The organism is Streptomyces sp. NPDC002018, assembly GCF_042890865.1.
Lineage (GTDB): Bacteria > Actinomycetota > Actinomycetes > Streptomycetales > Streptomycetaceae > Streptomyces.
On sequence record NZ_JBIASO010000032.1, the window covers coordinates 11,541 to 24,837 of the forward strand.

At 73.7% G+C, this 13,297-nt stretch carries 9 protein-coding genes; 4 read left to right on the top strand and 5 right to left on the bottom strand.

Features of this window, described 5'->3' with window-relative positions:
- Positions 1-359 precede the first annotated feature (359 nt).
- From ACFYYH_RS32530 to ACFYYH_RS32545, 4 genes are all read left to right on the top strand, one after another.
- On the top strand, positions 360-1,478 hold the full coding sequence (locus ACFYYH_RS32530) for a glycosyltransferase family 4 protein (RefSeq protein ID WP_388558850.1): 1,119 nt from the start codon (positions 360-362) through the stop codon (positions 1,476-1,478).
- On the top strand, positions 1,475-2,647 hold the full coding sequence (locus ACFYYH_RS32535; RefSeq protein ID WP_388558853.1) for a glycosyltransferase: 1,173 nt from the start codon (positions 1,475-1,477) through the stop codon (positions 2,645-2,647). The genes ACFYYH_RS32530 and ACFYYH_RS32535 overlap by 4 nt, the downstream gene beginning before the upstream one ends.
- A gap of 254 nt (positions 2,648-2,901) precedes the next feature.
- Positions 2,902-3,783 (top strand): SGNH/GDSL hydrolase family protein, encoded by an 882-nt coding sequence (locus ACFYYH_RS32540; RefSeq protein WP_388558925.1) that lies wholly within the window; start codon positions 2,902-2,904, stop codon positions 3,781-3,783.
- Positions 3,780-7,394 carry a hydantoinase B/oxoprolinase family protein gene (locus tag ACFYYH_RS32545; protein WP_388558856.1) on the top strand — a complete coding sequence of 1,205 codons (3,615 nt, stop codon included), beginning with the start codon at positions 3,780-3,782 and terminating at the stop codon, positions 7,392-7,394. Before ACFYYH_RS32540 ends, ACFYYH_RS32545 begins: the two co-directional genes overlap by 4 nt.
- Positions 7,395-7,402: 8 nt before the next feature.
- Here ACFYYH_RS32545 and ACFYYH_RS32550 read toward each other — a convergent pair whose 3' ends face one another.
- The 5 genes from ACFYYH_RS32550 to ACFYYH_RS32570 all read right to left on the bottom strand — a co-directional run bounded on the left by ACFYYH_RS32550 (position 7,403) and on the right by ACFYYH_RS32570 (position 13,292).
- On the bottom strand, positions 7,403-8,887 hold the full coding sequence (locus ACFYYH_RS32550) for an ABC transporter substrate-binding protein (protein ID WP_388558859.1): 1,485 nt from the start codon (positions 8,885-8,887) through the stop codon (positions 7,403-7,405).
- Positions 8,888-8,892: 5 nt separating this feature from the next.
- Complete coding sequence (locus tag ACFYYH_RS32555; protein WP_388558861.1) at positions 8,893-10,875, bottom strand: hypothetical protein; 1,983 nt, start codon at positions 10,873-10,875, stop codon at positions 8,893-8,895.
- Positions 10,876-11,026: 151 nt separating this feature from the next.
- Positions 11,027-11,905 carry a biotin-dependent carboxyltransferase family protein gene (locus ACFYYH_RS32560; RefSeq protein WP_388558863.1) on the bottom strand — a complete coding sequence of 293 codons (879 nt, stop codon included), beginning with the start codon at positions 11,903-11,905 and terminating at the stop codon, positions 11,027-11,029.
- Positions 11,902-12,531, bottom strand: coding sequence for an allophanate hydrolase subunit 1 (locus tag ACFYYH_RS32565; protein ID WP_388558866.1), 630 nt, complete (start codon positions 12,529-12,531; stop codon positions 11,902-11,904). The genes ACFYYH_RS32560 and ACFYYH_RS32565 overlap by 4 nt, the downstream gene beginning before the upstream one ends.
- Complete coding sequence (locus tag ACFYYH_RS32570; RefSeq protein WP_388558869.1) at positions 12,528-13,292, bottom strand: LamB/YcsF family protein; 765 nt, start codon at positions 13,290-13,292, stop codon at positions 12,528-12,530. The genes ACFYYH_RS32565 and ACFYYH_RS32570 overlap by 4 nt, the downstream gene beginning before the upstream one ends.
- Between the last annotated feature and the right edge of the window lie 5 nt (positions 13,293-13,297).

Here is a 13,297-nt window from a genome sequence, read left to right on the forward strand (position 1 = left end):
GCGGGAGGGGGTCGGGGTCGTAGGAGGTGCGTGTTCGGACACTAAAGCGTGATTTGTGGCGTCCGGACGCCCGTATCCAGCGCACGGCCAGGGGCGCCGTAAATCATGCCGTCCGGACATGTGCCTCCGGAGGCCCCGGCACCCGGCACCACCCACCCACCGCACCCCCCGCCGGACGGCGCACCGCACCACGGCCCCCGCCGGGAGGCGCACCGTGCTACGGAACGTAAGGGATCCTCACCCTCCGCGCGCGGCGCCGGCCCCGCGCGGCGCCGCCCGCGTCCAATGCTCATGGGACGTTCCCCACGCGGAAAGATCCACGTTGGCAGGGACACGCTCGGTGGGACGACAACACGAATATGCGTGTCGTCATAGTTACCGAGTCCTTCCCACCGGATGTCAACGGCGTCGCCCACTGCGCGCTCCAGACCGCCCGGCACCTCGCCGCCCGCGGTCATGACCCGCTCGTCATCGCCCCGGCCGTCGCCGGTGATGCCGAGACCCTCGCACCGTGCCCCGTCGTACGCGTGCCCTCCGTACCGCTGCCCGGCTATCCCCAGGTGCGGGTGGCGCTGCCCAGCCGGCGCGTCGCGGCGGCCATCGCCGCGCACCGCGCCGAACTGGTCCATCTCGCGGGCCCGTTCGTGCTCGGGGTGCGCGGTATGACGGCCGCCTCGCGGCTCGGGGTCCCCGCCGTCGCCGTGTACCAGACCGATCTCGCCGGCTACGCCCGCACCTATGTGGGCGCGGGCGAGGCGGCCGCCTGGCGCCGGATCCGTACCGTGCACACCGCGGCCGACCGCACCCTGGCACCGTCCAGCGCGGCGGTACGGGATCTCGCCGAGCACGGTGTTCCCCGGGTACGGCTCTGGCCGCGCGGCGTGGACACCGTACGGTTCCGGCCCGAGCTGCGTGACGAGGAGCTGCGCCGGCGGCTCGCGCCCAACGGGGAGCTGATCGTCGGATACGTCGGCCGGCTGGCGCCCGAGAAGCATGTCGAACTCCTCGCCGGAGTCTGCGAGCTGCCGGGCGTCCGGGTCGTGATCGTCGGGGACGGCCCCAGCGAGACCACGCTGCGGGGCGCGCTGCCCGGCGCGGTCTTCCTGGGCCGTACGACCGGTGACGAACTGGCGCGCACGTTCGCCTCGTTCGACGTCTTCGCGCACACCGGACCGTACGAGACCTTCTGCCAGACCGTGCAGGAGGCCATGGCCAGCGGGGTGCCGGTGATCGCGCCCGCCGCGGGGGGACCGCTCGATCTCGTCGCCCACGGGTACACCGGCACGCTGGTGGCCCCGCACGACGCCGACGCCGTCACCGAGGCGGTACGGGACCTCGCCCATGCTCCCGCGCTCCGTGAGGCGTACGGGCGTGCGGCACGGACCACCGTCGAGGGCCGGACCTGGGCCGTCGTCGGCGACCAGCTCCTCGGCCACTACGACGAGGTCCTCGGCGCGCGTACGGCGGTGGTCGCGTGAGCGGCCTGCGGATCGTGCGGCTGGCCAACTTCGTGACCCCGGCCTCGGGCGGACTGCGCACCGCGCTCCAGGAACTGGGCAGCGGTTATCTCGCGGCCGGACACGAGCCGGTGCTCATCGTGCCCGGTGAGCGGGAGTCCGACGAGGACACCGTGCAGGGGCGGGTGATCACCCTGCCGGGGCCCGTCATCCCCGGCACCGGCGGCTACCGGGTGCTGACCGCCCGGCGGCGGCTGCGGGAGGTGCTCGAATCGCTCGGGCCCGACCGGCTGGAGGTCTCCGACCGGACCACCCTGCGCTGGACGGGGGAGTGGGCGCGGCGCCACCGGATCCCCTCGGTGATGGTCTCCCACGAGACGGCGGACGGAGTGCTGCGCACCTGGGGCGTGCCCGGGATGGCGGCGGGACGGACCGCGGACCGGCTCAACACGCGCAGCGCCTGGGCGTACTCGCGGATCGTGTGCACCACCGAGTGGGCGGAGCGGGAGTTCCTCCGTATCGGCGCCCGCAACGTGGTGCGCGCGCCGCTCGGCGTCGATCTGGCCCGGTGCAGGCCGCAGCGGCGCAGCGAGGCCCTGCGCGCCCGGTACGCGCGCGGCGCGGACGTACTGCTGCTGCTCGGCTCCCGGCTCTCGGTGGAGAAGCGGCCGGGCGCCGCGCTGGACGCGCTCGCCGAACTGCGGGAGCGGGGTGTCCGGGCGGTGCTGGTCGTCGCGGGCGAGGGCCCGCTGCGGACCGGTCTGGTCCGTCGCGCCCGCGCCCAGCGGCTGCCCGCGCTCTTCCTCGGGCATGTGGCCGACCGCGAGGAGATGGCCGACCTCCAGGCCGCCGCGGACATCTGTCTGGCGCCGGGCCCGGCCGAGACCTTCGGCCTGTCGGCCCTGGAGGCGCTCGCCTGTGGCACCCCGGTCGTCCCGAGCGCGTCCTCGGCGCTGCCCGAGGTCATCGGGGACGCGGGGGTGGCCGCCGTGGACAGCGCGGGGTCGTTCGCCGACGCGGTCCAGGAGCTGCTGACCCGGCCGGAGGCGGACCGCCGCGCCGCCGCCCGTGCCCGCGCGGAGCTGTTCAGCTGGGACAACGCGGTGGCCGGGTTCCTGGCCGCGCACGACGCCCCGCTGCTGAACAAGGTGCCGTCGCAGATCCGGCGCCCGGACGGGGCGCAGAGATGACGACGGGCGCGGACATCGCGCAGTCGCCGCCGGGCGGCGAACGCGCCGGTGCCGGCCCGGGTGTGCCGCCGCGCGTCGTCGTCCGGGGAGCGCGGGACGGGGAACGGCCGGCGGCCCCGGTGGAGACGGACGCGCTCCCGGCGCCCGCGCCCCCCGGGGCCGTGCTCCCCGGGACGACGCCGTCGGAGCGGCCGCTCCCGCCGGCCGGCGCGCGTGCGGCCGGCGGTGTCCGTGCGGAGGGCGTCGTCGCGTCCGTGCGGGCGCTGCGGTTCGCCGCGCTGGGGGACTCGCTGACCTCCGGGGTCGGTGACCCCGTCGACGGCGGCTGGCGGGGCTGGGCCGCCCTGCTCGGCGGGGCCCTCGGGCCCGCCCGCCCGGCCGGGGCCGGGGGCGACAGCGGCGTACGGTTCCGGAACTTCGCCGTCAGCGGCGCGCTGACCCGCGATGTCGAGGAGCAGCAGGTCCCGGCCGTCCTCGACTTCGGACCCGACATCGCCTCCGTCGTCGTCGGCGTCAACGACACGCTCCGCTGCGCCTTCGACATCCAGGACATCGCCCAGCGTCTCGACCGCGTCTGCGCCGCGCTCACCGCGCGCGGGGCCGTCCTGCTGACCACCTGTCTGCCCGACCCGGGGAGCATGCTCGGGCTGCCCCTGCCGCTCGCCCGGCCGCTCGCCCGGCGCCAGCGCGCGCTCAACGCCGTGGTGCACGCCCTGGCCGCGCGGTACGACACCGTCCATCTGCATATGGCGGACGCCGGCTGGGTCGGCGACCGGACCCTGTGGAGCGCCGACCGGCTGCACCCCGGGGAGCGCGGCCACCGCATGATCGCCGCCCGCTTCCACGCGCCGCTCGCGGCCCGGGGGCTGGCCATCGGCCCGCCGCCGTCCCTGGCGGCCGACCAGCCGCCGCCCACCCGCGCCGCCGTCCTGGGGTGGCTGGCCACCAAGGGGGCGGCCTGGGTGGCGCGCCGCTGCCAGGACCTCCTGCCGGAGCTGCTGCGGCTCGCGGGGGACGAGGTGCGCCACTGGGCCCGGGGGACCAGCGCCCGCCTCGACAGCCACGCCGAGCAGGCGCTCTCCCGGGCGCTCGCCACGCTGTCCCCGGGCGTCCCCCTTGCGAGAATGGGGGAATGACCGGGCGCTGGGAATTCTGGATCGACCGGGGCGGCACCTTCACCGATGTGGTGGGCAGGCGCCCCGACGGAGAGCTGGTCACCAGGAAGCTGCTCTCGCACCATCCCGAGCGGTACCGGGACGCGGCGGTCGCCGGTATCAGGCTGCTGCTCGGTCTCGGTCCGGGCGATCCGGTCCCGGCCGACCGGATCGACGTCGTGAAGATGGGGACGACCGTCGCCACGAACGCCCTCCTGGAGCGACGTGGGGAGCCGACCGTCCTCCTCATCACCCAGGGCTTCCGGGACGCCCTGCGGATCGCGTACCAGAACCGGCCCCGGCTCTTCGACCGCAGGATCGTCCTCCCCGAGGCGGTGTACGAACGCGTCATCGAGATCCCCGAGCGGGTCGACGCGCACGGGGTGACCGTACGGCCGCTCGACCTGGACACCGTCACCGAGCGGCTGGGCGCGGCGTACCGCGACGGCTTCCGCAGCGCCGCCGTCGTCCTCATGCACGGGTACCGCCACCGCGCGCACGAGAGCGCCGTCGCGCAGGCCGCCCGCGCGGCGGGGTTCACCCAGGTGAGCTGTTCGCACGAGGTCAGCCCGCTGATCAAGCTGGTGCCGCGCGGCGACACCACCGTCGTGGACGCCTATCTCTCCCCGGTCCTGCGCCGCTATGTCGACGAGGTCGCCCGGGAACTGCGCGGTATCCGGCTGATGTTCATGCAGTCCAACGGCGGACTGCGGGAGGCGGCCCACTTCCGGGGCAAGGACGCCGTGCTCTCGGGTCCGGCCGGCGGGGTCGTGGGCATGGCCCGTACGGCACACCAGGCCGGCTTCGACCGCGTCGTCGGCTTCGACATGGGCGGCACCTCCACCGATGTCTCCCACTACGCGGGCGAGTTCGAGCGTGAACTCGGCACCCAGGTCGCCGGGGTGCGGATGCGTGCCCCCATGATGAACATCCACACCGTCGCGGCGGGCGGCGGATCCGTCCTCCACTTCGACGGGCAGCGCTACCGCGTGGGCCCCGACTCGGCGGGCGCCGTACCGGGCCCCGCCTGCTACCGGCGGGGCGGCCCGCTCACCGTGACCGACGCCAATGTGATGCTCGGACGTGTCCAGCCGGCCCACTTCCCCGCGGTGTTCGGTCCGGGCGGCGACCTGCCGCTGGACGACGGGACCGTACGGCGGCTCTTCGCGGAACGCGCCGAGGAGGTACGGAGGGCCACCGGCACCGACCGCACCCCCGAGGAGGTCGCGGCCGGCTATCTGGAGATCGCCGTCCTCCATATGGCGAACGCCGTGAAGAAGATCTCCGTGCAGCGCGGACACGACATCACCCGCTACGCGCTCACCAGTTTCGGCGGCGCGGGCGGACAGCACGCCTGCGCGGTCGCCGACGCCCTCGGGGTCGGCACGGTGATCGTCCCGCCGCTCGCCGGGGTCCTCTCGGCGTACGGCATCGGGCTCGCCGACGCCACCGCCATGCGCGAGCAGTCCGTCGAGACCGAGCTGACCGAGGCCGCCCTGGACCGGGTGCGTGGGCTGTGCGACTCCCTGGCCGCGCGCACCCGCGCCGAACTGCGCGCCGACTCCGTACCGGACTCCGCGATCAGCACACGCGCGCGGGTACTGCTGCGGTACGCCGGTACGGACGCGGGCCTGCCGGTCGATCTGGACGGTGTTCCGGCCATGACCGCGGCCTTCGAGGACGAGCACCGTTCGCGCTACGCCTTCACCATGGACAAGCCGCTGGTGGTGGAGGCGGTCTCGGTCGAGGCCGTGGGGACCACGGGCCCGCACACCCCGTACACCCCGCACCCGACCCGGCCGTCCGACGGCCGGCCCGGCGGGACGGAACCGTACGCCTCCGTCAGGATGTTCAGCGACGGCCGGGTCCAGGACACCCCGCTGTACCGCCGTGAGGATCTGCGTCCCGGCGACACCGTGACCGGGCCCGCCGTGATCGCCGAGCCGGACGCGACCACCGTGGTCGAACCGGGCTGGCGGGCGGGCGCGGGCGAACAGGGGCATCTGCTGCTCACACGGGTAGGGCCGCGGCCGTCGCGGGTCGCGGTCGGCACCGATGCCGACCCCGTGCTGCTGGAGGTGTTCAACAGCCTCTTCATGGCGATCGCCGAGCAGATGGGCGTACGGCTGGAGAACACGGCCCACTCCGTCAACATCAAGGAGCGGCTCGACTTCTCCTGCGCGCTCTTCGACGCCGAGGGCAATCTGATCGCCAACGCGCCGCACATCCCCGTCCATCTCGGCTCCATGGGCGAATCCATCAAGGAGGTGCTGCGGCGCAACGAGGGCACGCTGCGGCCCGGCGACGTGTACGCCATCAACGACCCGTACCACGGCGGCACCCATCTGCCCGATGTGACCGTGGTGACCCCGGTCTTCGACGAGGCGGGCGAGCGGCTGGAGTTCCTGGTGGCTTCTCGGGGCCACCACGCCGAGATCGGCGGGATCACGCCCGGCTCCATGCCCGCCTTCAGTACGACCGTGGAGGAGGAGGGCGTCCTCTTCGACAACTGGCCGCTCGTCAGGGACGGCCGGCTGCGGGAGGCGGAGACCCGGGAACTGCTCACCACCGCGCGCCATCCGTCCCGCGACCCCGACACCAATCTCGCCGATCTGCGCGCCCAGATCGCCGCGAACGAGAAGGGCATCGCCGAACTGCGCCGGATGGTGGGGCAGTTCTCCCTCGATGTCGTCCAGGCCTATATGGGGCACGTACGGCGCAACGCGGAGGAGTCCGTACGCCGGATCGTCGCCGGGCTGCACGACGGCTCGTACCGCTACGAGACCGACGGCGGCGCGGTGATCGAGGTGGCGCTGCGGGTCGACCGGGCGGCGCGCGCCGCGGTGCTGGACTTCACGGGCAGCTCACCGCAGCTCCCGGGCAACTTCAACGCGCCCCGGTCGGTGGTGACGGCCGCCGCGCTCTATGTCTTCAGGACGCTCGTCGCCGATGACATCCCGCTCAACAGCGGCTGTCTGGAACCCCTGGAGATCCGTGTGCCGGAAGGCTCGATGCTGGACCCCGCCCCTCCCGCGGCGACCGTCGCGGGCAATGTGGAGACCTCGCAGGCGGTCACCGGCGCGCTCTACGCGGCACTGCGGGTGCAGGCCGAGGGGTCGGGCACCATGAACAACCTCACCTTCGGCAACGACCGGGTGCAGTACTACGAGACCGTCGCCAGCGGCTCGGGCGCGGGCGACGGCTTCGACGGCGCCGACGCCGTACAGACCCATATGACCAACTCCCGGCTCACCGACCCCGAGGTGCTGGAGTGGCGCCATCCGGTGCGGGTCGACGCCTTCGCCGTACGGCGGGGCAGCGGGGGCGCCGGGCGGTGGCACGGCGGCGACGGGGTGGTGCGCCGTATCCGCTTCCTGGAGCCGATGACGGTGACGCTGCTGACCGGGCACCGCAGGGTCGCGCCGTACGGCATGGCGGGCGGGCGGCCGGGCGCGCTCGGCCGTGATGTGATCGAACGCGCGGACGGTACGGCCGAGCCGCTGCGGGGCGTCGACTCGGTGGAGGTGGGCCCCGGCGATGTGCTGGTCATGCGGACGCCCGGCGGTGGCGGCTACGGCACGGCGCCCCCGTAGGGCTCGGGTCACTGCCCCTCCGGCGGCTTTCCCCGGGCGGCGGAGACCTCGACGAGTTCGGTGCGGCCCCGGGCGTTGAGGCTGAGGATCGGGACGGCCTTGTTGCGCGGATTGCCGTTGTTCTGGAAGGAGATGAATCCGCTCGCCCCGGCGAGCTGGAACGGTCCGTTCATCTGGTGGAACATCCGGCCCACCGCCTCCCCGGTCACCTTGCTGCTGTCTCCCTCCGCCGCCATGCGGATGCCCTCGGCGGCGGTCAGGACGGCGTCATGGGCCATGATGTCCTGGCCGTCGTAGCGGTCGTCGTGGGGGAACCACGTGTCCAGCCGGCCGTTCTTCTGGAAGTACGCGGCGGAACGTCCGGAGACCCGGTCGGGTTCGGCACGCCACATGTCCCGGTGCGCCAGCCCCGTGAAGAACACCTGGACGTCGTTCTCGACGGCGTTCGCGATCTGCTGCGGCTCCAGATTCGAGGTGTCGTCGCCGGCGAGGACCGTGAACGTGTGGTCCGTGCAGACCCGGTTCGCGAGCGCGTCCAGGAAGTTGGTCAGATGCCGGCCGCGGCCCGCGAAGTAGATCACCTGCGGCCGCAGGTCGCAGAGCTGGGCGGGGAAGAAACGCAGCTCGTTCTTCCAGCTCCCGGCCAGCGAGGAGTCGTAGGTGAGCCGCTCCGCGAGCAGCTTCTGACCGCCCTCGCCGTCGGGGAACGCACGGGTGAATGCGGTGCCCAGGGTGGCGGCGTAGAGGTTGTTCCTGGCGGAGTCCTGGACGACCACCGCCGTACGGAACTTCTTGCGCTTCAGGAAGGCGGCCCCCGCGTACGCCTCGTCCACATTGGTGGGCGAGACCCGTACGAAGCCGGGGATGTCGCTGATGTTCGTGGCGGTCATGGTGCTGGCGACGGTGGCGAGGCCCTGGCCGGAGAGCTTTCTGAGCGCGCTCAGGTTCCGGGCGGTGCTGGGCCCCAGACCGGTGACGGCCACCAGCCTGTCCTCGGAGTCCCTCCGGTCGATCAGCTCGTCCACGGTGTGCTCCCAGTGCGCCGAGCTGCTGCCGGTGTTGGCGATCAGCAGCCGGATCTTGGGAGAGGAGGCGAGATCGCCGCGGTTGTGCCGGTACTGCGCGAGATAGGCGCCCTCCAGCTCGTGCCGCACCGAGTCCGCGGAGTTGCTGTCGTCGTTGGTGAGCGTGAAGGAGGTCATGTACGCGACGCTGACGTACGACTCCTTCTTGGCGTCGTCGAGGACGAGGTCGTTCTCCTCCTTGATCTTCCGCTCGACCGCCGCGAGATGGCCGGCGAAGCGGAACGAGCCGTCGGTGACCCCGACGCACTCGTCGTCCTCGCCCATCTTGACGACACCGTCGGCGCACCGGGCCCGGATGTCCCCGAGCCGGTCGACGGCCAGCGGCACCGCCACCGCGAGCACCGCGACGACGACCACCGCGACCACCACGCGGCGCACGATGTGCAACGGCCATTCGAGTCTGCGCATCCGGCTCACCCCTCACTCGTGGAAATCAGCGGATGGCGCCAGTGGCGGTAGCGCTCCGCCTCGTTGAACAGCGCCACGACATCGTTCCTGCGAAGCCGTGAGAGCTGGTTGAAGCCGTCGGCGAGCAGACCGTTCAGCCGCATCCCCGGGTCGGCCAGCGGATCGCTCCACACCCATCGGGTGGTGATCAGCTCCCGGATCACCGCCGCGACGGTGACCGACTCACCGGGCTCGCCGGGACCGAGACCGGCGAGCAGTTCGAGCGGACCCCCGGCGGAGGTGAGCCGGTTGGGCGCCGCAGTGATCGTGTTGAACTCGCTGATCCACTGCGCGGCGGGCACGGCGGGGAAGCGCGCGACGAGATGGGCGGTCACCTCGTCGATCCGTCCCCAGGCCAGCCGGTGGTACATCTCCTGGACCGCGCGTCCGGCGGACGCGAAGTGCTCGGCGAGCAGTTCGTGCACGGTGTCCCAGTCGTCCGGCCGCCGGGCCAGCCGCCACAGCAGCAGCCGTCGCGGCCAGGGGTGCAGGGCGGGCTGTACGGTCTCGGGGCTGAGCAGCAGCCAGCGCGCGCGCATCTCGCCGAAGAGCTGGTCCCCGGGGCTGAGCACCCGGGTGCCGATGGACAGATCGCGGGCGGCCGCGCACTCCGCGAGGACGGAGCGCTGCGGCTCGTCGATGCCCTGGAGGAGAGGGCCGAGCGCGGCGTCGGCGAGCGTGACCGCGTTCTCGCCGTCGCGCAGGGTCCGCTCGGGCAGCGTGCGCAGCCAGCGGTCCTGCGCGGAACCGTCCTCCGCCGGGACATCGGAGTGCCGCAGCACTTCGAGCACCTGGTGCACCGCGCTCGGCAGCCCGTGGGTGAGCCGGTGCACGAACGGCGCGAGGCGGGTGAAGGGCGCGAGATCGGAGTGGCGGCGCAGCTCCAGCTCGATACGGATCCGCACCTCGTCGAGGTTGAGGTCCCGCAGCCGCAGCGGATACCACCAGGTGTCGGCGCTGTCCCTGGCCGGCCGGTGCTCGCTCCAGTCCGCCAGGGAGGCCCTGTCCGGGCCGCGCAGCCGCCAGGGCCACTGGTCGCCGGTGGCCGGGCCCCAGCGGGGCAGCCAGCGGTTGGAGCTGGCGACAATGGTGAGCGGGTCGCAGTCCGCACCCGCCACCACCGTGTCCCGGTGCCGGGCGTCGATCAGCAGATCGAGGAAGCGCCGGCCGTACTCCGAGTGGGAGTTGTCCAGCAGGAGCAGATACGAGCGGGGCATGAACGAGTGGCCCGTGTTGTCGCGCAGATCGGCCAGAAAGGCCGAGAACAGCACCTGGTCCAGTCTGACCTCGTCGTCCGCGTCACCGCCGTGCCGCCAGAGGTTCAGCTCGACCAGGGCCTCCCACGGGTCCTGGCTGCGGATGAGCGGATGACCGCCGTACCAGGCGGCGCTTCCGGTGAACTTGCGGCCGGGCAGCCGGCGGCGGCCGCGCCGGGCGGCGTCCCGCAGCAGCGCGAGAGCCGCGGTGGACGCGCCGTCGGGGGCGCCCACGGCCCCGCCCGCCACCTCCAGGAACGCGGCCAGATAGTCGCCGTACCGGGCCTCGGCCCGCTCCTGGAACGCGTCCAGCTCCCGCCGGATGTTGCGCCGTCCCTCGGCCAGACTCGTCATCCGCAGATCGTGGTCGGAGGCGAGCAGCCCCAGCGTCAGCCGCGGAAAGTGGGAGCGGCGGTACCTCGGCAGCTTCCGTTCGAGCTGGCGGGCGAGCAGTCCCAGGCCGTAGCGCGGCAGCAGCGCGTGCTCGGCCGCGAGATTGACGTACGCGAAGGGGTTCTCGGGGCCGAACTGTTCCATCAGCGCGCTGTGCGCCTCGCTGGCGCCGCTGCCGCGCGGACCGAGGAGCACGGTCACCGGGCGCTCCGCGGTGGGTGGCTGTCTCAGGCACTCGCCGACGAGGGAGATGATCCCCTGACGGCCCCTCATCCCCATGCGCACTCCGGACTCCGTCATGCGCGTCAGCCCCCCCGAGCCTCAGCCACCCGATCGGCACCGGTGGGGCTGGATCGTCAAGTCTAGCGGAGAGCCGGGGAACCACCGCTGTTCTTACGGTGGTTGACGGGACCGGCGGGGAACGTACCGGGCGCGGGGGACCGGTCGGCGGTCATCCGGCGATCCTGCCCCGCACCGGGACGAAACGGATGGGTGTCCCGGGGGCCGCCTGGGCCGCCGCCGGAAGGTCCCGTGCCAGGACGACGGCGGCCACCGGATAGCCGCCCGTGGTGGGGTGGTCGGCGAGGAACACCACGGGGCGGCCGTCCGGGGGGACCTGCACCGCCCCCGTCACCAGCCCCTCGCTGGGCAGTTCGTCCCGTACGGCACGCTCCAGGGGCGGGCCCTGCGTGCGCAGCCCGATACGGTTGCTCGCGGACGACACCCGGTAGACACGGGTGGCCAGGGTGCGCAGTGCGGCGGGGGTGAACCAGCCGTCGCGCGGGCCGAGCCGTATCCGCAGCACCAGTTCGGCGGGCGGCGCCGGCGCCGGCGTCCAGTCCACCGGCGCGTACCGGCCCGTCGAGGGGCCCAGCGGCAGGACGTGGCCCTCGCGCAGCGGGGCCGGCCCGAGCCCCGACAGCAGATCCGTGGACCGGCTGCCGAGCACCGGCTCCACCGCGATCCCGCCGCCGAACCCCACATAGGCGCGCACACCGCGGACGGCGGGTCCGATGTCGAGGACCGCGCCCGCGGGGACCCGTACGGGCGCGCCCCAGGCCACGGGCCGTCCGTCGACGGACACGGCGCACGGCGCCCCCGTCACCGCCACGACGACCGGGCAGCGCGGCCGCACCGCGCATCCGGTGAGCGTCGTCTCCAGCGCCGCCGCGCCCGCCGCGTTCCCCACCAGCCGGTTGACCAGGCGCAGCGCGGGCGGGTCCAGGGCCCCGGAGCGCGGCACCCCCAGATGGGCGTGTCCGTACCGCCCGGTGTCCTGCACCGTGGTCAGCGCCCCGGCGCGGACGACCGCGAAGGCCCGGTCCGTCATCGGGCCGCGCCTTCGTCCACCGCCGTGAACCGCACCCGCGCGCCGGGCGTGAGCAGCGCGGCGGAGGCGCGCGCCGGATCCCACAGGACGGTGTCCGTCGTCCCGATGAGCTGCCAGCCGCCGGGGGAGGAGCGCGGATAGACCCCGGTGTACGGCCCCGCGAGCGCGACGGAGCCCGCGGGCACCGCCGTACGCGGAGTGGACCGGCGCGGCACGGCGTACTGCTCCCCGAGTCCGGTCAGATAGCCGAAGCCCGGCGCGAACCCGCAGAAGGCGACCCGGAATTCGGCCGCCGAGTGGATCCGTGCCACGTCCCGCGCCCCCACCCCCCACAGCGCCGCGACCTCGGCCAGATCGGGACCGTCGTAACGGACCGGCAGTTCGACGGTGTCCGTCGTCCGCGGGCCCGCCGCCGGGATCTCCCAGCCGTCCAGCCCCGCGGCGAACCCGGCCGGATCGTCCAGGCCGTCCAGCAGGACCGTCCTGGCGGCGGGCACGATCTCCCCGACCGGCGGCAGGGTGCCCTCGGCGCGGCGGCGCAGCAGTTCGGCGTGGAGCGCCGCGGTCTCCTCGGCGTCGGCCAGTTCGACCAGCAGCGCCCGGTCGCCGACCGGCAGTGTTCTCATACGAAGGCCTCCACCCGCACGCCCGCGGCTTCGAGCCGGTCGCGGACGCGGCGGGCCAGGCCGACGGCGCCCGGGGTGTCCCCGTGCAGACAGAGCGAGCGCGCGCGGACGGCGACGGACCGCCCGCACCGGGAGGTCACCACGCCGGACCGCGCCATGGAGACCGACCGTTCCACGACGGCCGCGGGGTCCGTGATCACCGCGCCGTCCTGTCCGCGCGGCACCAGGGTGCCGTCCGAGGTGTACGCGCGGTCGGCGAACGCCTCGGTGACGACGGGCAGTCCGGCCCTCTCCGCGTGCTCGTGCAGCCGGGAGCCCGGCAGCCCGAGCACCGGCAGCCGCTCACCGGCCAGCAGCACGCCTTCCACGACGGCCCCGGCCTGTTCCTCGTCGCGCACGACCCGGTTGTAGAGCGCGCCATGGGGTTTGACGTAGGAGACCCGGGTGCCCGCCGCCTTCGCGAACACGTCCAGTGCGCCGATCTGGTAGGCGATCTCGGCGGCCAGCTCGTCGGACGGCACGTCCATGGAGCGCCGCCCGAACCCCGCCAGATCGCGGTAGGAGACCTGGGCGCCGATCCGTACCCCGCGCTCGGCGGCCCAGGCACAGACCCGGCGCATGGTGACCGGGTCCCCAGCATGGAACCCGCAGGCGACATTGGCGCTGGTGACGACCGAGAGCAACTGCTCGTCCTCGGTCAGCCGCCAGCGGCCGAAGCCCTCGCCGAGGTCGGCGTTGAGATCGATGGACGCCCAGGTCATGGAGT